General features: G+C 64.8%; 23 protein-coding genes. 19 read left to right on the forward strand and 4 right to left on the reverse strand.

Annotated elements, in window-relative coordinates:
- Nucleotides 1–10 precede the first annotated feature (10 nt).
- From rplE to ACW5IY_RS03910, 15 genes are all read left to right on the forward strand, one after another.
- A complete protein-coding gene (gene rplE, locus ACW5IY_RS03840; RefSeq protein ID WP_004154491.1) occupies nt 11–553 on the forward strand; it encodes a 50S ribosomal protein L5 in 543 nt (180 codons plus the stop codon).
- Between the two features lie 18 nt (nt 554–571).
- Nucleotides 572–877 (forward strand): 30S ribosomal protein S14, encoded by a 306-nt coding sequence (gene rpsN, locus ACW5IY_RS03845; RefSeq protein ID WP_005408209.1) that lies wholly within the window; start codon nt 572–574, stop codon nt 875–877.
- A 258-nt stretch (nt 878–1,135) separates the two neighbouring features.
- Nucleotides 1,136–1,534, forward strand: a complete 399-nt coding sequence (rpsH, locus tag ACW5IY_RS03850) for a 30S ribosomal protein S8 (protein WP_005408210.1) — start codon at nt 1,136–1,138, stop codon at nt 1,532–1,534.
- A gap of 18 nt (nt 1,535–1,552) precedes the next feature.
- Nucleotides 1,553–2,077: a 50S ribosomal protein L6 gene (gene rplF / locus ACW5IY_RS03855; protein ID WP_010483977.1), complete on the forward strand. Its 525-nt coding sequence runs from the start codon at nt 1,553–1,555 to the stop codon at nt 2,075–2,077.
- A gap of 32 nt (nt 2,078–2,109) precedes the next feature.
- The gene (gene rplR / locus ACW5IY_RS03860) at nt 2,110–2,463 is read left to right on the forward strand and encodes a 50S ribosomal protein L18 (RefSeq protein WP_005408212.1); all 354 of its coding nucleotides are present in this window, start codon (nt 2,110–2,112) and stop codon (nt 2,461–2,463) included.
- 161 nt (nt 2,464–2,624) lie between these two features.
- A complete protein-coding gene (gene rpsE / locus ACW5IY_RS03865; RefSeq protein WP_049435132.1) occupies nt 2,625–3,167 on the forward strand; it encodes a 30S ribosomal protein S5 in 543 nt (180 codons plus the stop codon).
- Complete coding sequence (gene rpmD / locus ACW5IY_RS03870; RefSeq protein ID WP_004145412.1) at nt 3,160–3,351, forward strand: 50S ribosomal protein L30; 192 nt, start codon at nt 3,160–3,162, stop codon at nt 3,349–3,351. The genes rpsE and rpmD overlap by 8 nt, the downstream gene beginning before the upstream one ends.
- 6 nt (nt 3,352–3,357) lie before the next feature.
- Complete coding sequence (gene rplO / locus ACW5IY_RS03875; protein WP_004154498.1) at nt 3,358–3,801, forward strand: 50S ribosomal protein L15; 444 nt, start codon at nt 3,358–3,360, stop codon at nt 3,799–3,801.
- A gap of 7 nt (nt 3,802–3,808) precedes the next feature.
- The gene (secY, locus tag ACW5IY_RS03880) at nt 3,809–5,176 is read left to right on the forward strand and encodes a preprotein translocase subunit SecY (RefSeq protein WP_005408215.1); all 1,368 of its coding nucleotides are present in this window, start codon (nt 3,809–3,811) and stop codon (nt 5,174–5,176) included.
- Nucleotides 5,177–5,523: 347 nt separating this feature from the next.
- On the forward strand, nt 5,524–5,880 hold the full coding sequence (rpsM, locus tag ACW5IY_RS03885; protein ID WP_004154500.1) for a 30S ribosomal protein S13: 357 nt from the start codon (nt 5,524–5,526) through the stop codon (nt 5,878–5,880).
- Between the two features lie 11 nt (nt 5,881–5,891).
- Nucleotides 5,892–6,281 carry a 30S ribosomal protein S11 gene (gene rpsK / locus ACW5IY_RS03890; protein ID WP_004145443.1) on the forward strand — a complete coding sequence of 130 codons (390 nt, stop codon included), beginning with the start codon at nt 5,892–5,894 and terminating at the stop codon, nt 6,279–6,281.
- Nucleotides 6,282–6,296: 15 nt separating this feature from the next.
- Entirely contained in the window at nt 6,297–6,926 is a 630-nt protein-coding gene (rpsD, locus tag ACW5IY_RS03895) for a 30S ribosomal protein S4 (protein WP_004145446.1), read from the forward strand.
- 55 nt (nt 6,927–6,981) lie between these two features.
- Nucleotides 6,982–7,980 carry a DNA-directed RNA polymerase subunit alpha gene (locus tag ACW5IY_RS03900; protein ID WP_010483975.1) on the forward strand — a complete coding sequence of 333 codons (999 nt, stop codon included), beginning with the start codon at nt 6,982–6,984 and terminating at the stop codon, nt 7,978–7,980.
- Nucleotides 7,981–8,171: 191 nt separating this feature from the next.
- Entirely contained in the window at nt 8,172–8,555 is a 384-nt protein-coding gene (gene rplQ, locus ACW5IY_RS03905) for a 50S ribosomal protein L17 (RefSeq protein WP_005408217.1), read from the forward strand.
- A gap of 185 nt (nt 8,556–8,740) precedes the next feature.
- Complete coding sequence (locus ACW5IY_RS03910; protein WP_010483974.1) at nt 8,741–9,247, forward strand: disulfide bond formation protein B; 507 nt, start codon at nt 8,741–8,743, stop codon at nt 9,245–9,247.
- A gap of 64 nt (nt 9,248–9,311) precedes the next feature.
- Here ACW5IY_RS03910 and ACW5IY_RS03915 read toward each other — a convergent pair whose 3' ends face one another.
- Entirely contained in the window at nt 9,312–11,435 is a 2,124-nt protein-coding gene (locus ACW5IY_RS03915) for a TonB-dependent receptor (protein ID WP_049435133.1), read from the reverse strand.
- Between the two features lie 217 nt (nt 11,436–11,652).
- Here ACW5IY_RS03915 and ACW5IY_RS03920 point away from each other — a divergent pair, with 217 nt between their 5' ends.
- Together ACW5IY_RS03920 and ACW5IY_RS03925 are read left to right on the forward strand one after the other, a co-directional pair.
- The gene (locus ACW5IY_RS03920; protein ID WP_049435134.1) at nt 11,653–13,044 is read left to right on the forward strand and encodes a class II 3-deoxy-7-phosphoheptulonate synthase; all 1,392 of its coding nucleotides are present in this window, start codon (nt 11,653–11,655) and stop codon (nt 13,042–13,044) included.
- Nucleotides 13,045–13,717: 673 nt separating this feature from the next.
- Entirely contained in the window at nt 13,718–14,905 is a 1,188-nt protein-coding gene (locus ACW5IY_RS03925) for a mechanosensitive ion channel family protein (protein ID WP_219625811.1), read from the forward strand.
- Between the two features lie 72 nt (nt 14,906–14,977).
- Here the strand turns inward: ACW5IY_RS03925 and ACW5IY_RS03930 are convergent, their stop codons facing one another.
- The 3 genes from ACW5IY_RS03930 to typA are packed head-to-tail and all read right to left on the reverse strand — an operon-like array spanning nt 14,978 to nt 18,968.
- Nucleotides 14,978–16,600 carry an amidase gene (locus ACW5IY_RS03930; protein WP_049434015.1) on the reverse strand — a complete coding sequence of 541 codons (1,623 nt, stop codon included), beginning with the start codon at nt 16,598–16,600 and terminating at the stop codon, nt 14,978–14,980.
- Nucleotides 16,601–16,641: 41 nt separating this feature from the next.
- Nucleotides 16,642–17,109, reverse strand: a complete 468-nt coding sequence (locus ACW5IY_RS03935; RefSeq protein ID WP_005408223.1) for a DUF2127 domain-containing protein — start codon at nt 17,107–17,109, stop codon at nt 16,642–16,644.
- Between the two features lie 11 nt (nt 17,110–17,120).
- Entirely contained in the window at nt 17,121–18,968 is a 1,848-nt protein-coding gene (typA, locus tag ACW5IY_RS03940) for a translational GTPase TypA (RefSeq protein ID WP_010483969.1), read from the reverse strand.
- Nucleotides 18,969–19,241: 273 nt separating this feature from the next.
- Between typA and ACW5IY_RS03945 the strand changes: the two genes are divergently transcribed.
- The gene (locus ACW5IY_RS03945; protein ID WP_004153629.1) at nt 19,242–19,733 is read left to right on the forward strand and encodes a peptidylprolyl isomerase; all 492 of its coding nucleotides are present in this window, start codon (nt 19,242–19,244) and stop codon (nt 19,731–19,733) included.
- Between the two features lie 118 nt (nt 19,734–19,851).
- On the forward strand, nt 19,852–20,838 hold the full coding sequence (locus ACW5IY_RS03950; RefSeq protein ID WP_049434016.1) for a malate dehydrogenase: 987 nt from the start codon (nt 19,852–19,854) through the stop codon (nt 20,836–20,838).
- The last annotated feature ends 115 nt before the right edge of the window (nt 20,839–20,953 follow it).

The following is a 20,953-nucleotide window of genomic DNA, read 5'->3' on the forward strand; positions in this document are numbered from 1 at the left end:
GAATGAGAAGATGAGTTCCCGTCTCGAAAAGTTCTACAAGGACGAAGTGGTGCCGGCGCTGATGAAGCAGTTCGGCTACACCAATCCGATGGAAGTGCCGAAGCTGGTCAAGGTCACCCTGAACATGGGTGTCGGCGAAGCGGCCACCAACAAGAAGATCCTGGAAAACGCCGTCGGCGACATGACCAAGATTTCCGGCCAGAAGCCGGTTGTCACCAAGTCGCGTGTGTCGGTTGCGTCGTTCAAGATCCGTGATGGTTGGCCGATCGGCTGCAAGACCACGCTGCGTCGCCACAAGATGTACGAGTTCCTGGATCGCCTGATCAACATCTCGCTGCCGCGCGTGCGCGACTTCCGTGGTGTTTCCGGTCGTTCCTTCGACGGCCGCGGCAACTTCAACATGGGTGTGAAGGAGCAGATCATCTTCCCGGAAATCGACTTCGACGCCGTCGACGCGATCCGCGGTATGGATATCGCCATCACCACCACTGCGAAGACCGACGCGGAAGCGAAGGCGCTGCTGGCAGCGTTCAAGTTCCCGTTCCGTAACTGATCTGTCGAGGAAACCGAAATGGCAAAGACCTCCATGGTCAACCGCGACATCAAGCGGGAAAAGCTGGCAAAGAAGTACGCTGAAAAGCGTGCAGCTCTGAAGAAGATCGTGTCCTCCGTGGACGCGACCTACGAAGAGAAGATCGACGCCGCAACCAAGCTGGCCAAGCTGCCGCGCGATTCGTCGCCGAGCCGCCAGCGCAACCGTTGCGAGCTGTCGGGTCGTCCGCGTGGCGTCTACAGCAAGTTCGGCCTGGGCCGTAACAAGCTGCGTGAAGCCACCATGCGTGGCGACGTCCCGGGTCTGCGCAAGGCCAGCTGGTAATCCCAGCCGGCCCTGCGATCAGGAGCCCCTCCGGGGGTTCCTGAACCGGACAGGGGAGGCGTTCAGCCTTCCCGACGCAAAAAAACCGAAGAGCCCGGCGCAAGCCGGGCTCTTTTGGCGTATACTCCCGCGTCTTGCCCTGTGCAAACGGGGTTGTAGGAGTGGGCTTCTGGCCCGCTGCATCAAGGGACCTGGCCCGTTTCCAGGAGACAACAGATTTTCGCGAAAGCGGATATCGGTGCACTCAAAGGTACTCATATGAGCATGACTGATCCCATCGCCGACCTGCTGGTCCGCATCAAGAATGCGGCCGCGGTTGGCAAGCAGACGGTGAAAGCCCCGTCGTCCAAGATCAAGGTTGCGATCGCCCAGGTCCTGAAGGACGAGGGTTACATCACCGACCTGCGCGTGACCCAGCTGGAAAACAACAAGTCCGAGCTGGAAATCGTGCTGAAGTATTTCGAAGGCAAGCCGGTCATCGCGACCCTGAAGCGCTTCTCGCGTTCGGGCCTGCGCCAGTACCGCGGCAAGAGCGAGCTGCCGAAGGTCATGAACGGCCTGGGTATCTCCATCATTTCCACCTCCAAGGGCATCATGACTGATGCGCAGGCGCGCCAGCTGGGCGTCGGCGGCGAAGTCCTGTGCTTCGTGGCCTAAGGCGAAAGGAGTAGAACTATGTCCCGCGTAGCCAAGAAGCCGATCGACCTGGGTAAGGTTGAACTGAACGTCCAGTCGGACAGCGTCACCGCCAAGGGCCCGAAGGGCTCCCTGTCGCTGGCCAAGCCGGCCGGTATTGCCATCAACGTCGACAACGGCGTTGCCACCCTGAGCACCGAGAACGCCGAGCTGGTCGCACTGACCGGTACCGTGCGTGCGATCCTGGCCAACATGGTCAAGGGCGTGTCCGAAGGCTTCGAGCGCAAGCTGGAGCTGGTCGGCGTGGGTTACCGTGCTGCCATGCAGGGCAAGGACCTGAGCCTGTCGCTCGGTTTCTCGCACCCGGTCGTGTTCGTGGCGCCGGAAGGCATCACCATCACCACCCCGACCCAGACCGAGATCCTGGTCCAGGGCGCTGACAAGCAGGTCGTCGGTGAAGTTGCCGCCAAGATCCGTGCGTTCCGCAAGCCGGAGCCGTACAAGGGCAAGGGCGTGAAGTACTCCGACGAAGTCATCATCCGTAAGGAAGCCAAGAAGGCCTAATCAGGCACTTCCGCTTTCAAAGGAAAAACATCATGAACAAGAACATCGCCCGCCTGCGTCGCGCCAAGTCGACCCGCGCCCACATCCGTGAGCTCGGCGTCGCCCGCCTGTCGGTGCTGCGCACCGGCCAGCACCTGTACGCCCAGGTCTTCACCGCCGACGGTTCCAAGGTGCTGGCTGCTGCCAACACCACCCAGACCGACGTCATGGAAGGTCTGAAGAACGGCAAGAACGCCGACGCCGCCGCCAAGGTCGGCCGCATCGTCGCTGAGCGCGCCAAGGCCGCCGGCGTCGAGAAGGTTGCCTTCGATCGTTCGGGCTACCGCTACCACGGCCGCATCAAGGCCCTGGCAGAAGCCGCCCGCGAAGCCGGCCTGCAGTTCTAAGGGATAAGGGCAGGGGACCTGTGGTCTCCTGCCCGCCTGCTCGCCCGCCTGAGTGAGGCTGGACGGCGCCACTCTTCTGCAGTGGTCCACCGGAACAACGCGACATTCCACAACCATAAGCGGCCCCGAGCCGTACATACCCAAACTACCAAGGAATCAAAATGGCAGAAGAGCGTCAGCAGCGGGGTCGCGATCGCGACCGTAACCGCGAAGAGAAAGTCGACGACGGCATGATCGAAAAGCTGGTCGCGGTCAACCGCGTCAGCAAGACCGTCAAGGGTGGCCGCCAGTTCACCTTCACCGCCCTGACCGTGGTCGGCGACGGCGAAGGCAGGGTCGGTTTCGGCTATGGCAAGGCCCGCGAAGTGCCGGTCGCCATCCAGAAGTCGATGGAGCAGGCCCGCAAGAACCTGGTCAGCGTTGACCTGAACAACGGCACCCTGTGGCACACCATCAAGGATGGTCACGGCGCAGCCCGCGTGTTCATGCAGCCGGCTTCGGAAGGTACCGGCGTCATCGCCGGCGGTGCCATGCGCGCCGTGCTGGAAGCCGTTGGCGTGAAGAACGTGCTGGCCAAGGCCACCGGTTCGCGCAACCCGATCAACCTGGTGCGTGCCACCGTGAAGGGCCTGTCTGCTGCGCAGTCGCCGGCCCGCATCGCGGCCAAGCGCGGCAAGAAGGTGGAGGAACTCAACCATGGCTAATGAGTCCAACAAGACTGTGAAGGTGCGCCTGGTGCGCGGCCTGCGTGGTGCTCAGTCGCGTCACCGCCTGTCGGTGCGTGCTCTGGGTCTGAACAAGCTCAACGATGTGCGTGAACTGAAGGACAGCCCGCAGGTTCGCGGTCTGATCAACACCGTTCACTACCTCGTCAAGGTTGAGGAGTAATCGATCATGACTCTGCGTCTCAATGAACTGAGCCCGGCACCGGGCGCCCGCACCGAGCGCACCCGCGTCGGTCGCGGTATCGGCTCGGGCCTGGGCAAGACTGCCGGCCGCGGCCACAAGGGTTCGTTCGCCCGTAAGGGTGGCGGCAAGATCAAGGCTGGCTTCGAAGGCGGCCAGACCCCCATGCAGCGTCGTCTGCCGAAGATCGGCTTCCGTTCGCCGATCGCCAAGGACACCGCTGAAGTGCTGCTGTACGCGCTGGACAAGCTGCCGGCCGGTGAGATCGACTTCGCCGCCCTGCGTGCTGCCAAGCTGGTCCCGAGCACTGCGAAGAAGGCCAAGGTCGTCGTCAAGGGCGAAGTGACCAAGGCGTTCACCCTGAAGGGTATCGCTGCCACGGCGGGTGCCAAGGCCGCGATCGAAGCTGCCGGCGGCAGCGTAACGGAGTAAGAAAATCATGGCGCAAGCTGGCATCGGTAACCTCGCGGGCGGAATGGGCAAGTTCACTGAACTTCGCCAACGTTTGCTGTTCGTCGTCGGGGCTTTGATCGTCTATCGCATCGGCTGCTACGTGCCGGTGCCGGGCGTCAATCCCGATGCCATGCTTGCCATGATGCAACAGCAGGGCGGCGGCATCGTGGACATGTTCAACATGTTCTCGGGCGGCGCCCTGCACCGTTTCAGCATCTTCGCGCTGAACGTGATGCCGTACATCTCGGCATCGATCGTGATGCAGCTGGCCGTGCACATCTTCCCCGCCCTGAAGGCGATGCAGAAGGAAGGTGAGTCCGGCCGTCGCAAGATCACCCAGTATTCGCGCATCGGCGCCGTGCTGCTGGCAGTGGTGCAGGGCGGTTCGATCGCGCTGGCCCTGCAGGGCCAGGTCTCGCCGTCGGGCGCTCCGGTCGTGTACGCACCGGGCATGGGCTTCGTGCTCACCGCCGTGGTCGCGCTGACCGCCGGCACCATGTTCCTGATGTGGGTTGGTGAGCAGGTCACCGAGCGCGGCATCGGCAACGGTGTGTCGTTGATCATCTTCGCCGGTATCGTCGCTGGCCTGCCGGGTGCGATCATCCACACCTTCGACGCCTACCGCGACGGCAACATCCAGTTCATCCAGCTGCTGCTGATCGCCATCGTCGTGCTCGCCTTCACCTTCTTCGTGGTGTTCGTCGAGCGTGGCCAGCGCCGGATCACGGTCAACTACGCGCGCCGCCAGGGTGGTCGCAATGCGTACATGAACCAGACCTCGTTCCTGCCGCTGAAGCTCAACATGGCCGGCGTCATCCCGGCGATCTTCGCCTCGAGCCTGCTGGCCTTCCCGGCCACCCTGGCCATGTGGTCCGGCCAGGCCGCCAACCAGAGCAGCTTCGGCCAGGTCCTGCAGAAGGTCGCCAATGCGCTGGGCCCGGGCGAGCCGCTGCACATGATCGTGTTTGCCGCGCTGATCACCGGTTTCGCGTTCTTCTATACCGCGCTGGTGTTCAACTCGCAGGAAACCGCCGACAACCTGAAGAAGTCGGGCGCGCTGATTCCGGGCATCCGTCCGGGCAAGGCCACCGCCGATTACATCGACGGTGTGCTGACCCGCCTGACCGCAGCGGGTTCGGCCTACCTGGTGATCGTGTGCCTGCTGCCGGAACTGATGCGCACGCAGCTGAACGCCTCGTTCTACTTCGGTGGTACTTCGCTGCTGATCGTGGTGGTGGTGGTGATGGACTTCATCGCCCAGGTGCAGGCGCACCTGATGTCCCACCAGTACGAGAGCCTGCTGAAGAAGGCCAACCTGAAGGGCGGCAACCGCGGCGGTTTTGCCCGCGGCTGATTGGCCTGTTATACTTTCGTCTTCCTGACGTGATGGTCCCTCCGCTTCGCGGACTCCGGCCACACAAACGAAGGGCGGCCCCCGCAGCGGTTCCGGGTGGGGGTGTGATGAGGTGGTCCCGCGCTGGAGTAGCGCGGGCGGCTCCGGGGGAAACCCCAGGTCCAACCCCATCCGGCGCCGGAGCCTGGGCACACTCCCCAGGCCGGGTTCATGAAACCAATGGTTTCACGGGCTTCCATGTAAACCGGAACCTTGTTAGTATCGCTAGTTCACTTTTTTGATCCATCCTGCCGGATTGGCGTGCCCGAGGCGCGCTGTCGGCCATCACTCAGCTGGAGAACCGCGTCATGGCGCGTATTGCAGGCGTCAACCTGCCAGCCCAGAAGCACGTCTGGGTCGGGTTGCAAAGCATTTACGGCATCGGCCGTACCCGTTCGAAGAAGGTCTGCGAAGTCGCAGGCGTTGCTTCGACCACCAAGATCCGCGATCTGTCGGAGCCGGAAATCGAGCGCCTGCGCGCCGAAGTCGGCAAGTACATCGTGGAAGGCGATCTGCGCCGTGAGATCGGCATCGCGATCAAGCGCCTGATGGACCTGGGCTGCTACCGCGGCCTGCGTCACCGTCGTGGCCTCCCGCTGCGTGGCCAGCGCACCCGTACCAACGCCCGCACCCGCAAGGGTCCGCGCAAGGCGATCAAGAAGTAAGGGACTGAGAAATGGCTAAGCCCGCTGCTAAGACCAAGAAGAAGATCAAGCGCGTCGTCACCGACGGCGTTGCCCACGTCCACGCTTCGTTCAACAACACCATCGTCACCATCACCGACCGCCAGGGCAACGCTCTGTCGTGGGCGACCTCCGGTGGCGCTGGCTTCCGCGGTTCGCGCAAGTCGACCCCGTTCGCTGCCCAGGTGGCTGCTGAAAAGGCCGGTCGTGCTGCGCTGGACTACGGCGTGAAGTCGCTGGAAGTCCGCATCAAGGGCCCGGGTCCGGGCCGTGAGTCGGCCGTGCGTTCGTTGAACAACGTCGGCTACAAGATCACCAACATCATCGACGTGACGCCTATCCCGCACAACGGGTGCCGTCCGCCGAAGAAGCGTCGCGTCTAAAGGGAGCGATAAGAAATGGCTCGTTATATCGGTCCTACCTGTAAGCTCGCCCGTCGCGAAGGCGCCGACCTGTCCCTGAAGAGCCCGGCGCGTGCGCTGGACTCGAAGTGCAAGCTGGAGCAGAAGCCCGGCCAGCACGGCGCCACTGCCCGCAAGGGCAAGCTGTCCGACTACGCCACCCAGCTGCGTGAAAAGCAGAAGGTCAAGCGTATCTACGGCCTGCTGGAGCGTCAGTTCCGCAACTACTACAAGAAGGCCTCGACCAAGAAGGGCAACACCGGCGAGAACCTGCTGCAGCTGCTGGAAACCCGCCTGGACAACGTCGTCTACCGCATGGGCTTCGCCGTGACCCGTCCGGCTGCCCGTCAGCTGGTGTCGCACCGCGGCGTCACCGTGAATGGCAAGTCGGTCAACCTGGCTTCGTACCAGGTCAAGGCTGGCGACGCCATCGCCCTGTCTGAAAAGGCTGCCAAGCAGCTGCGCGTCCAGGAAGCCCTGACCGTCGCCGCCCAGCATGACCTGAGCCCGTCGTGGGTTGAAGTGGATTCCGGCAAGTTCACCGGCATCTTCAAGGCTGTTCCGGATCGTTCGGATCTGCCTGCGGACATCAACGAAGCGCTGATCGTCGAGCTGTATTCGAAGTAATTCACATTGGAGAGCCCCCGGCGACGGCCGGGGGTTCACTAGGAGAACCCGCAACATGACGGTTACCGCCAACCAGGTTCTGCGTCCTCGCGGTCCGCAGATCGAACGCCTTACCGACACCCGTGCAAAGGTCGTTATCGAACCTTTGGAGCGGGGTTACGGGCATACGCTGGGTAATGCCCTGCGTCGCGTGCTGCTGTCGTCCATCCCGGGCTTCGCCATCACGGAAGTCGAAATCGACGGCGTGTTGCATGAGTACACCACGGTCGAAGGTCTGCAGGAGGACGTGCTCGAAGTCCTGCTGAACCTGAAGGACGTGGCCATCCGTATGCACTCCGGCGACAGCGCCACCCTGTCCCTGTCCAAGCAGGGCCCGGGCGTTGTCACCGCTGCCGATATCAAGGTCGACCACAATGTGGAGATCCTGAACGGCGAACACGTGATCTGCCACCTGACCAAGGATACGGCGATCAACATGCGTCTGAAGATCGAACGTGGTTTCGGCTACCAGCCGGCTGCCGCGCGTCGTCGTCCGGACGAAGAAACCCGTGCCATCGGCCGCCTGGTCCTGGATGCCTCGTTCTCGCCGGTCCGCCGCGTCGCCTATGCCGTTGAAGCGGCCCGCGTCGAACAGCGTACCGACCTGGACAAGCTGGTCATCGATATCGAGACCAACGGCACCATCGACGCCGAGGAAGCCGTGCGCACCGCCGCCGACATCCTCAGCGACCAGCTGTCGGTGTTCGGTGACTTCACCCACCGCGACCGCGGTGCGGCGAAGCCGGCCAACAACGGCGTGGATCCGGTGCTGCTGCGCCCGATCGACGATCTGGAGCTGACCGTGCGTTCGGCCAACTGCCTGAAGGCTGAAAGCATCTACTACATCGGCGATCTGATCCAGAAGACCGAAGTGGAGCTGCTGAAGACCCCGAACCTGGGCAAGAAGTCGCTCACCGAGATCAAGGAAGTGCTGGCTCAGCGCGGCCTGTCGCTCGGCATGAAGCTGGAGAACTGGCCGCCGGCCGGCGTCGCCAGCCACGGCATGCTGGGCTGATATCGGTAATGCCTGAAGGCTCCACCGTTCGCGGTGGGGCCTTCAACGCAACACAACATGCCACGACGAACCGAAGGTTCGCGGGGCAGGTCGTCCAGGACGGGCGACCAGGACCAACCGCAGTCCGCGCAGCAACGCCAGGATGGCGACAACGATCCGCACAGTCTCATCATTAACCAAGGAATATCACCATGCGTCACCAGAAGTCTGGCCGTAAGTTCAGCCGCACCAGCGCCCACCGCGAAGCGATGTTCAAGAACATGGCCGCCTCGCTGTTCAAGCACGAGCTGATCAAGACCACCCTGCCGAAGGCCAAGGAACTGCGCCGCGTTGCCGAGCCGCTGATCACCCTGGCCAAGGTCGACTCCGTCGCCAACCGCCGTCTGGCCTTCGCCCGTCTGCGCGACAACGAAGCCGTGGGCAACCTGTTCACCATCCTGGGCCCGCGCTACGCGAACCGTCCGGGCGGCTACCTGCGTCTGCTGAAGTGCGGTTTCCGCGCCGGCGACAACGCGCCGATGGCCTACGTCGAGCTGGTTGACCGTCCGGTCGTGGCCGAGGAAGTGGCCGAGTAATCGGACTGCTCCAACGCGACACAGCGAAAGCCCGGCCTCTGCCGGGCTTTTGCGTTTGAGGGGCCGGATTCCGTTCCTGCGGAACGGGCTCTGACCCACACCGTTCCGACAGGCGTCACCTGTGACGGTTCAGACGGCGCGCACTCTCGGTTACGCTTGGCGCCTGATCCATTCGAGCGTTGACGATGAATCCACTGCGCTGGCCCTTCCGCGCCCAGTTCTTCCTGGGCTTCCTGATCTGCGCGGGCCTGCTCGGCTACGCGATCTTCCTGCAGCTGAAGATGGGCCTGGAGCCGTGTCCGCTGTGCATCTTCCAGCGCTTGGCCTTCGCCGCGCTCGGCCTGCTGTTCCTGATCGGCGCGCTGCATGGTCCGTCCAATCGCCCGGGACGCGCGACCTATGGCGTGCTGGCCTTCATAGCCGCCGCAGTGGGCGTCGGCATCGCCGCGCGCCACGTCTACGTGCAGATGCTGCCGCCGGAAATGGGTTCCACCTGTGGCCCGCCGCTGGCCTTCCTGAGCGAGACCATGGGGCCGCTGGAAGTGTTCCGCACCGTGCTGACCGGTACCGGCAACTGCGGCAACATCGACTGGACGTTCCTGGGCCTGACCATGCCGATGTGGTCGGGCGTGTGGTTCGTGCTGCTGGCGTTGTGGGCGCTGGTGGTGTCGCTGCGCAAGGTCAAGCGCTGAAGCAGGGGAGTGCCGGTCGCTGGCCGGCACACCGTGGCAATGCCGGCCAGCGGCCGGCGCTACCTCAGAAGTCCTGCTGCAGGCTCAGGTAAGCGCCGCGGCGCGGCCCCCACTGCGGGGCGAACACGCCGACACCGCCGCCATCACGCAGCTGGTAGCTGCGATCCAGTGCGTTGATCACGGCCAGCTGCACGTGCAGCGGATGACCGCTGTCGGCGTTGAAATCGTGTCCGGCGCTGAGATTCACCTGCAGGTAGGACGGCAGCTCGCCACCATTGGGCACGCCCTCGATGTCCGAACGCAGGCCGCTACCGAACACGTAGTTGGCCCCGATCCGGTTGTGCCCGGCGAAGGCGTAGCTGAGGCCACCGGACGACGTCAGCTTCTGGTCGTGGTCGAGGTGGATCCAGTGGTTGGCCACATAGGCCAGCGCGTCCGGATCGAGGTTGTACTGACCGGTGATGACCTGGGTGCCGATCGCCTTGTTGTAGGCCGCGTTGAAGTAGGCGCTGAATGGACCGTTGCTGTAGTCGGCACTGAACTCCAGGCCGCGGATATGGCCACGGCGATAGTTGAAGGTTGAGTAGATGTAGGCGGCGCCGAACTGGCCTTCATCCTGCAGCCGCGCAACACGGCGGTCATACGCATCCAGGCCCAGGGTCAGGTGCTCGCCCAGTTGCTGCGAGACGCCGATGTCGTAGTAGTCGCTGCGCTCGGCCAACGGCGTGTTGTTGCCGCCGCTGGGCTGCTGGTTGGTGGTGCCGTCGTATAGCGCGATGTCGCTGCTGGCGATCAACTCACTGGCCGGTGGCGTGAAGTAGCGTGAATAGCCGGCGTGCACGGTGGTGCTGTCGCTGGCATTCCAGACCACGCCCACGCGCGGGCTGAGCTGGCCCTCGGTGTGGCCGAAGGCCTTGTAGCGGTCGCCACGCAGGCCGTAGTTCACGGTCCAGTCGTCGCCGAGCTTCCATTCGTCCTGCACGTACAACGCCAGCGTGCTGGCATGGAACGCGCTGCGATCAGGAATCTGCAGCGGTGTGGTGCTGGACTGCTGGCCGGCATCATCAACCGGGAACACCCAGCTGTTGTTGCTGGCCTGCGCGGTCTCGTAATCGCCGTACAGGCCGTAGCGCAGCGTGTGGTCGTTGCCCAGCGGGGTGGAGAAGTCGGCCTGCAGGGTGTTGGCGCGGTTGCTGCGCTGGACCTGCGAGGCGACGCCGCTGAACACCAGGTCGCCGACGACATCCGGGTTGAATGCCACATCGCTGTAGCGCTGCCCGGCAGAGACCTGGTAGGCGGTGCTGCCCAGCGTGCCCTGCAGCACCAGCATGCCGAAGCGGGTGGTCTCGCGCTGGGTCTCGTCCAGCTGGCTTGAATCGAACGTGGTGGTATCGAGATAGCCGAACTGCGGCGTCTGGCCCGGGTTGACCGGGACCTGGAAGCGGTTGTTGGCGAAGCCGGCAAACACGCTCAGGCGGGTGGTGTCGTTGACCAGATAGGTCAGGTCGGCGAACGCCTTGCCCTGGTGGGTATCGTCATGCTCCGGCTTGCGCGAACGGGTCGGGTTCTCCAGGCCGACGTCGTTCTGGTCGTAGTTGCCGGTCAGGAACCAGCTCCAGCGTCCCTGCGAGCCCCACCATGAGGCATTCGGATTGACCTTGCCGAACGAGCCGGTGGTGATGCCGACGCTGCCGCCATTGCCGAGCTCGGCTCCGTTGCGGGTGGTGATGTCGACCACCGCGGCCGTGCGTTCGCCGAACTGCGCCGGCAGCGCGCCGTCCATCAGCCGGATGCTCTTGATCGTGCGGGCGTCCAGGGTCTGGCCGAAGCCCGAGATCGATTCGGGCAGCAGCACGCCGTTGATGCGGTACTGCAGGTTGGCGTGGTCGCCGCGCACATGCACGCCGCCATAGGAATCCTGGACCACGCCCGGGGCCTGCAGCAGCACCTGGCTGAGCGGTGCGGAGGCACCCAGAGGCTGCTTCTGGATGTCTTCGGCGGTGATCTGGTACTGGCTGCTGCCGATGTCCGGTGACAGCGCATTGCGGGCCTGGTCGAGCTGGGCGCTGACGGTGACGGTATCGAGGTCCTTCACGGGAGCGGCGGCATCGGCGGCCACAGCGAGGGAAGGCAGACTGGCCAGGGTCAGGGCGAAGGTAATGCCGGTAGCAAGCAGGGAGGGCTTCATGGCGGATAGGCTGTGGAAGGGGCCAATGGGGATTGAGTGTTACTTCGTAACAGTGCGTGGCGAATCATGCGCCTGTCCGGCTGGCCGTGGGCATGCCGCTTTTGGCCGATCGCGATGCCCTTTCCCCGGCGTTCAGTCATGTGCAGACGACGTTCGACCCTTTGCGACAGCGGTCGGCTCTGCGACCATGAACGTCCCCCACCTCCGGAAGCCTGCAATGAGCCTGTCCGCCGTTTCGCCTGTCCCCGATCCTGCCGCGACCGCTGCTGGCGCTGCCTGGTCGCCGGAGAGCTGGCGTGGCAAGACCGCGCTGCAGATGCCGACCTATCCGGACCCGGTGGCGCTGGACGCTGCCCTGCACGAGCTGAAGCGGCTGCCGCCGCTGGTCACGTCGTGGGAGATCCTGGCGCTGAAGCAGCAGCTGGCCGATGCGCAGGAGGGCAAGCGCTTCCTGCTACAGGGTGGCGATTGCGCCGAGAATTTCAGTGACTGCGAATCGGGCACCATCTCCAACCGGCTGAAGGTGCTGCTGCAGATGAGCCTGGTGCTGGTGCACGGCCTGCGCCAGCCGGTGATCCGCGTCGGCCGTTTTGCCGGCCAGTACGCCAAGCCGCGTTCGGCTGATACCGAGACCCGCGACGGTGTGACCCTGCCGAGCTACCGCGGCGATGTGATCAACGCGCCGGCCTTCACCGAGGCGGCACGCCTGCCGGACCCGAAGCGGATGCTGCAGGCGCACGCGCATTCGGCGATGACCATGAACTTCGTGCGCGCGCTGATCGATGGTGGTTTCGCCGACCTGCACCACCCCGAGTACTGGAACCTGGAATGGGTGAGCCATTCGCCATTGGCCGCCGACTACCAGAAGATGGTGGCATCGATCGGCGATGCCGTGCACTTCATGGAGACCCTGGCCGGGGCCCGCGTGCACAACCTCAACCGCATCGATTTCTACACGTCGCATGAAGCACTGCTGCTGCCCTACGAGCAGGCGCTGACCCGGCAGGTGCCACGCCAGCAGGGCTGGTTGAACCTGAGCACGCATTACCCGTGGATCGGCATGCGCACGGCCGCGCTCGATGGCGCGCACGTGGAGTACCTGCGCGGCGTGCGCAATCCGATTGCGATCAAGGTCGGCCCGTCGGTGACGCCGGACCAGCTGCTGCGCCTGATCGACGTGCTCAACCCGCATGACGAACCGGGCCGACTGAGTTTCATCCACCGAATGGGGGCGGCGCAGATCGCCGAGAAGCTGCCGCCGCTGCTGGACGCGGTCAAGCGCGATGGCCGTCGCGTGCTGTGGGTGTGCGATGCGATGCATGGCAACACCGAAAGCACCGCCAATGGCTTCAAGACGCGGCGCTTTGACAATGTGCGTGGCGAAGTGGAGATGTCGTTCGATCTACATGCGGCTGCAGGCACGCGCCTGGGTGGTGTGCACCTGGAACTGACCGGCGAGGACGTGACCGAATGCACCGGTGGCGCGCGCGAACTGACCGAGCGTGACCTGGAGCGCGCGTATCGTTCGACGGTGGACCCACGGTTGAACTACGAGCAGTCGCTGGAGATCGCGATGGCGATCGTGCGCAAGCAGGAGCAAGTGCGGTAAGGGTTTTTCGGCAGGGCTTGCAGCCCTGCACCTGCCAGAAGCCGAAGCAACAGCAACGGCAGAAGCGGGCATTCCGTGCGATGGCGGGGCGGTGTGGGTGGTCAGGACACGCCGTAAACCCGTCCATGGGGGCTCGATGGCGCCATCCATGGCGCCAACGGTCCTGTCCACCCACACCGCCCCGCCTCCGACAGATACCGTGCGCTGTTGGTGGGTGCCGACCGTTGGTCGGCACATCTGTCAGATATCGAATGAATCATCCACGCATGGCGTGGATCCACTGGTAATGGCGGCTGTTGGTAGGTGTCGACTGGGGTCGACACGATTTTTCTGTCAGATATCAATATTGAAAATGGGGTAGGAGCCCGTTGCGCAGCAACGGGATCTGACCCCGTGCCGACCAACGGTCGGCACCCACCAACAGCCGCGGGAACTGTCGAAGGCGGGGTGGGTCCGGTTGCGGGAGTGTCCGCGGCATGGATGCCGCGGCCAAGCCCCCATGGAAGGGTTTACGGCGTCTCCCGCAACCGGACCCACCCCGCCATCCCACAGGAAACCCGCTTCTGCTTCGGCTGTTGCTGTTGCCGTTGCTCCAGCACGCAGCAGGTGCAGGGCTGCAAGCCCTGCCCACCAACACCCTGCTTACGAACGACTGACGTGACGCTCATGCGCCATGCGCGAGGCTGTCCGCTTGGCTGTTCGAGTGGAGGTGGCAACGGTGCACTGGCAAAGCGCACAGGCCTATGCATGGCCGTTGGGTCTGGCAGCGTTGGTGGGCGGCATCGGCGCGTGGTTGATCCTGTGGATCTATCACCGGCTGAAAGGGCGTGATCGCCGGCGTGCGCGCATCGGTCGTGTGCTCGGGCTGCCGATGGCCACTGCATGGCCGCTGCTGCTGTTGATTCCCGCGTTGCAGGCCACACCGCTGCAGGATCCGTTGCTGGGCAATCTGCAGCATGTGCTGCACATCGCGCTGACCGCGTGCTTCATCTGGTTGCTTGTACGCGCGGTGGCGGCCGGTGAGCGCGCGATCCTGCGCAGCCATCCCATCGATGTCTCCGACAACCTGGAAGCGCGCCGCATCCAGACGCAGACGCGGGTGCTCAGTCGTGTGCTGATGGGCGGCATCGTCGTGCTGGGCGCGTCGTTGGTGCTGCTGACCTTCCCGATGGTGCAGAAGATCGGTACCGCGCTGCTGGCCTCGGCGGGCCTGATCGGCCTGGTGGCCGGTATCGCGGCCAAGCCGGTGTTCGGCAACCTGATCGCTGGCCTGCAGATTGCAGTGACGCAGCCGATCCGGCTGGATGACGTGGTGATTGTCGAAGGCGAGTGGGGCCGCATCGAGGAGATCGGCAGCAGCTACGTGGTGGTGCGTATATGGGATGAGCGGCGGATGGTGGTGCCGCTGACCTGGTTCATCGAGAACCCCTTCCAGAACTGGACGCGGCGCAGCGCCGACCTGCTCGGCACCGCGTTCCTGTGGCTGGACTACCGGGCGCCGATCGCGGCGATCCGCGCCGAACTGGAGCGCATTTGTCGTGGCGAAGCGCTGTGGGATGGCCGGGTCTGCGTGACCCAGGTGACCGAGACCAGCGAGCGTGCGATCCAGGTGCGGCTGCTGGTCAGCGCGCGCAGCTCCGGTGATGCCTTCGACCTGCGCTGCCTGGTGCGCGAGCGCATGCTCGATTTCCTTGCGCGTGAGCATCCGCAGTCGCTGCCGCAGGTGCGTGCGCGGTTGCAACACGAAGACGAGCTGGATATGCCGCGTGGCCCACGTGCGCGCACCGCGGATGTGCGTTCGCCTGGCGCGGAGGATGGTGAAGCGGCGATCGTGCCGGTGGAGCCTGACCAGCCTCTGTAGAGCCGGGCCATGCTCGGCCGCTTTCGATTTTCCGGTGAAGCCGAGCGTGGGCTCGGCTCTACAGAAATACGATCACGGCTCGCCGGCGTCGATCAATGCATCGGTATCGAAGTGCGGCGGGCGCCGTGCGCGCGTGCGCTGCTCGTAGGCGTAGGCCATTTCGATCAGCTTCGGCTCGCTCCAGGCGGTGCCCATGAACAGCAGGCCGACTGGCAGGCCATCGATCTGGCCCATCGGCACGGACAGGCTGGGGTAACCGGCCACGGCGGCGGCGCTGTAGCTCTCGCCGGGGAAGTCGTCGCCTTCGCTGCGGATCGGCCACGCCACGCCGGTGGTGGGTGCTACCAGGGCGTCAAGCTGTTGGGCGGCGAGGGCGGCGTCGATGCCTTCCGGGCCGGCCATGCGGCGCGCATCGCTGCGCGCGCGGATGTAGGCGGGGTCGGCGAGCCCGGCGGTGGCATCGGCCTCCACCAGCAGCTCCTGGCCGAACAGGCCCAGTTCCTGCTTGCTGTGCGCCTGGTTGAAGGCAATCAGTTCGGCAAGGTTGCGCAGCGGGGCGCGATGGGTGCTGAAGTAGCGCTCCAAGCCCGCCTTGAATTCGTACAGCAGCAGCGTGCGCTCGGCCTCGGCCCAGGCGCCCTGGTTGGGCAACTCGACTGGGACCACGACGGCACCAGCGCGGCGCAGCTCGGTCGCTGCCTGATCGATCAGTGGCGGCATGCCACGGTACTTCAGCAGCGGCGTCTGCAGCAGGCCGATGCGCTTGCCGCGCAGGCCCTGCGGGTCCAGCCGCGCGGTGTAGTCGTAGACCGCACGGCCGGGCATGGTCGCGGTGGCCGGGTCGGCGTCATCGCGGCCGGCGATCGCGGTCAGCACGGCAGCAGCATCGGCGACGCTGCGTGTCATCGGTCCGGCGGTGTCCTGGCTGAAGGAGATCGGGATGATGCCGTCGCGGCTGACCAGGCCGACGGTTGGCTTCAGCCCGACCACGCCGTTGATCGCCGCCGGGCAGACAATGCTGCCGTCGGTCTCGGTACCGATCGCCACGCTGGCGAGGTTGGCGGCCACGGCCACCGCGCTGCCGCTGCTGGAGCCACAGGGCGAATGGCTCAGCCGATAGGGATTGCGGGTCTGGCCGCCGCGCGCGCTCCAGCCGGAGATGGAATCATTGCCGCGGAAATTGGCCCATTCGCTGAGATTGGTCTTGCCCAGCACCACCGCACCGGCTTCGCGCAGCCGGCGCACCAGGTAGGCATCGTCCGGACGGAAGCCCTGCAGGGCCAGTGAGCCGGCGCTGGTGGCCATCGGCGCGGCGTTGATGTTGTCCTTCAGCAGCAGCGGGATGCCATGCAGCGGGCCGCGCAGGCGTCCTTCGCGGCGCTCGCGGTCGCGCGCGGCGGCTTCCTTCAGGGCATCGGGGTTGAGCTCGATCACTGCGCGCAGGCGTGGCCCGGTGCGGTCCAGGACGGCGATGCGCTGCAGGTAGGCCTGGGTCAGGGTGGTGCTGTCCAGTTCACCGGCGGTCATTCGCGCCTGCAGGTCGGCGACATCGGTTTCGGCGTACGGGAACGGCACGTTGCGGCTCGCAGGTTCGGCCGCATGCGCGCTGGGCGTGGCCGGGCTGCAGCCAGCCGAAAGCAGCGCCGGCAGCGCGGCGAGCAGGCAGGTCAGCAGAGGCGGCAAGGACGGGCGCATGGGGCGGCTTGGTCGGCTCCAATCCCCAGTGTAGCGGGTGCTCAGCGGTGGCGCTTGCGCAGGTCGCGGGCGAGGACGTAGACCACGATCAGGTTGATCGCCAGGATCGTCCACGACGGCCAGCCGGGATGGCGGATGATCGCGAAGATGTCGAACGGCAGGTACAGGGCGGCGGTCAGGCAGCCCAGCCAGGAAGCCCAGGCCTTGGCCCGCCACAGGCCCCAGGCCTCGACCAGGTGCAGCAGGCCGTAGCCGATCATCCCCGCCGCGGCCAGGTGGACCGCGTCGGGGCTGATCATGTGCAGCAGCGAGGGCAGGGTGCCATGGTCCGGATCCAGGCTGAAACGCCGGATCAGGGCCATGATGCCGTGCCGTAGCGGCTGCGGTCCGAGCACTTCCAGCCCGGTGGCGGCCAACAGCGCCAGCATCGCCTTGCTCGCTTCGAGCAGGGCGATGACATGGAGACCCGGATGCCGGTGTGGATCCGGGTTGTAGCCGCTCTGGTTCACGGGGTGCTGGCTCAGCCGCCGCGCGAAGCCTTCTTGCGGTCGCTTTCGGTCAGGAACTTCTTGCGCAGACGGATCTCCTTCGGGGTGATCTCGACCAGCTCGTCGTCTTCGATGAAGTCCAGGGCCTGTTCCAGCGAGTACTTGATCGCCGGAGTCAGCTGGATCGCGTCGTCCTTGCCCGAAGCGCGCATGTTGGTCAGCGGCTTGGTCTTGATCGCGTTGACGGTCAGGTCGTTGTCCTTGGAGTGGATGCCGACCAGCTGCCCTTCATACACGTTGTCGCCTTCAGCAGCGAACAGCTTGCCGCGCTCCTGCAGCGGGCCCAGCGAGTAGGCCGGCGTGGTGCCCGGCGCATTGGCGATCATCACGCCGTTGATGCGCTTGGCAATCGCGCCCTGTTCCTTCGGACCGTAGTGGTCGAACACGTGGAACAGCAGGCCCGAACCCTGGGTCAGGGTCTTGAACTCGTTCTGGAAGCCGATCAGGCCACGGGCCGGGATCGAGTATTCCAGGCGCACGCGGCCCTTGCCATCCGATTCCATGTTCTTCAGCTGGCCCTTGCGGGTGCCCAGCTTTTCCATCACGCCGCCCTGGTGGATTTCTTCGATGTCCACCACCAGCTGCTCGATCGGCTCCATCATCTGGCCGTCGATTTCCTTGATGATCACTTCCGGGCGCGACACGGCCAGCTCGTAGCCTTCGCGACGCATGTTCTCGATCAGCACCGACAGGTGCAGTTCGCCACGGCCGGAGACCAGGAACTTGTCAGCGTCTTCCAGCTGCTCGACCTTCAGGGCCACGTTGTGGACCTTTTCACGGTCCAGGCGGTCCTTGATCTGGCGGCTGGTCAGGAACTTGCCACCGGACAGGTCCTTGTTGCCGGCGAACGGCGAGTTGTTGACCTGGAAGGTCATCGAGATGGTCGGCTCGTCGACGGTCAGCGCCGGCAGGGCTTCCGGGAAGTCCGGCGCGCAGATGGTGTCGGAGATGGTCAGTTCCTGGATGCCGGAGATGGCCACGATGTCGCCGGCCTCGGCCGAATCCTGCTCGATGCGCTCCAGGCCCATGAAGCCCAGCACCTGCAGCACCTTGCCGTTGCGCTTCTTGCCTTCACGGTCGATGACCGCGACCTGCATGTTCTTCTTCAGGGTGCCGCGCTGGATGCGGCCGATGCCGATCACGCCCACGAAGTTGTTGTAGTCCAGCTGGCTGATGCGCATCTGGAACGGGCCTTCCGGGTCCACTTCCGGACGCGGCGCGTGCTGCATGATCGCTTCGTACAGCGGGGTCATGTCGCCGTCGCGCACGGTGTCTTCCAGGCCGGCGTAGCCGTTCAGGCCCGAGGCGTAGACGATCGGGAAGTCCAGCTGCTCGTTGGTCGCGCCGAGCTTGTCGAACAGGTCGAAGACCTGGTCGATCACCCATTCCGGACGGGCGCCCGGACGGTCGACCTTGTTGACCACGACGATCGGCTTGAAGCCCATTGCGAAGGCCTTCTGGGTCACGAAGCGGGTCTGCGGCATCGGGCCGTCCATCGCGTCGACCAGGATCAGCACGGTGTCGACCATCGACAGCACGCGCTCGACCTCACCACCGAAGTCGGCGTGGCCGGGGGTGTCGACGATGTTGATCCGGTTCTTGATGCCGGTCTTCTTGTCTTCCCAGGTGATGGCGGTGTTCTTGGCCAGGATGGTGATGCCGCGTTCCTTTTCCTGGTCGTTGCTGTCCATCACGCGCTCGGCGAGGACGGTGCGCTCGGACAGGGTGCCGGACTGCTTCAGCAGCTGGTCGACCAGGGTGGTCTTGCCATGGTCGACGTGGGCGACGATGGCGATGTTGCGAAGATTTTCGATGGACATACGAAAGGGGGCCAGTCGGCGCCGGATTTGGAAAAAGAAGTCCAACATTATACGTCGAACTTGACGATTCGCGAAAAGGTGGATTTCACACCAGTCATGGGGCCCATTCAGCTGGCTGTCCGCAGCGGCGGCCGAGGCCGTCAGGACCGTCGTGCGGGGCTCCCCCGCCGGCGGCTGAAGCCGGGTTCTCCACCGATGGTCGAAGCCGCCGCCGCCACGAGGCAGGTGTAAACTAGGTGGCTAGACGCGTTCCCCTCTGCATCAAGGATCTTCATGTCCCTCATCGCCACTTTCGACACCACCCAGGGCCCGATCAAGGTCGAGCTGTTCGCCGACAAGGCGCCGCTGACCGTGGCCAACTTCGTGAACCTGGTCAAGCACGGTTTCTATGACGGCCTGATCTTCCACCGCGTGATCGCCGACTTCATGATCCAGGGCGGCTGCCCGCAGGGTCGTGGCACCGGCGGCCCGGGCTACAAGTTCGAAGACGAGAAGAATGGCGTGAAGCACGAGGTCGGCTCGCTGTCGATGGCCAACGCCGGCCCGAACACCAACGGCAGCCAGTTCTTCATCACCCACATCAAGACCGACTGGCTGGACGGCCGCCACACCGTCTTCGGCAAGGTCCTGGAAGGCCAGGCCATCGTCGATTCGGTCAAGCAGGGCGACGTGATCCATTCGATCACCCTGGAAGGCGACGTCGACGCCGTGCTGGCCGCCCAGGCCGAGCGCGTCGCGGAGTGGAACAAGCACCTCGCCGCCTGATCCCCCTTCGAAACGGCCACCCACGGGTGGCCGTTTCCCTGTTCCCCGCCGCCCGCCAGGCCAGCGTGGCCACGCCCGCGGCGTCCCATCAAACGCTTGCAAGCAAGAGGAAACCCCCATGAAAGCACCCGTTCGTGTTGCCGTGACCGGCGCCGCCGGCCAGATCGGTTATGCCCTGCTGTTCCGCATCGCCTCCGGCGAAATGCTGGGCAAGGACCAGCCGGTCATCCTGCAGCTGCTGGAACTGCCGGTCGACAAGGCCCAGGCCGCCCTGAAGGGCGTGATGATGGAGCTGGAAGACTGCGCCTTCCCGCTGCTGGCCGGCATGGTCGGCACCGATGACGCCGAAGTGGCGTTCAAGGACGCCGACATCGCCCTGCTGGTCGGCGCACGTCCGCGTGGCCCGGGCATGGAGCGCAAGGACCTGCTGCTGGAAAACGCCAAGATCTTCACCGCCCAGGGCGCAGCGCTGAACAAGGTCGCCAGCCGTGACGTGAAGGTGCTGGTGGTCGGCAACCCGGCCAACACCAATGCCTACATCGCCATGAAGTCGGCCCCGGACCTGAAGCCGGAAAACTTCACCGCCATGCTGCGCCTGGACCACAACCGCGCGCTGAGCCAGCTGTCGACCAAGCTCGGCAAGCCGGTCGGTGGCATGGAGAAGCTGGTCGTGTGGGGCAACCACAGCCCGACCATGTACCCGGACTACCGTTTCGCCACCGCCGATGGTGCGTCGATCGCCGATGCGATCAACGACCAGGAGTGGAACGCCAACACCTTCATCCCGACCGTGGGCAAGCGCGGTGCGGCGATCATCGAAGCCCGTGGCTCGTCCTCGGCTGCTTCGGCCGCCAACGCTGCCATCGACCATGTGCGTGACTGGGTGCTGGGCAGCAACGGCAAGTGGGTCACCATGGGCGTGCCGTCCGACGGTTCCTACGGCATTCCGGAAGGCGTGATCTTCGGCTTCGCAGCGACCACCGAGAACGGCAAGTACACCCTGGTCAAGGATCTGCCGATCGACGACTTCAGCCAGAAGTACATCGACAAGACCCTGGCCGAGCTGGAAGAAGAGCGCGCCGGCGTCGCCCACCTGCTGGGCTGATGCAGGCGGTACCGGCTCCGGCCGGTACGTCTTCCATCAAGGTAGGTACCGACCGCTGGTCGGTACGCAGAAAACGGGGAGGCTTCGGCTTCCCCGTTTTCATTTGGAATTCCTG

The organism is Stenotrophomonas sp. C-A (assembly GCF_054030835.1).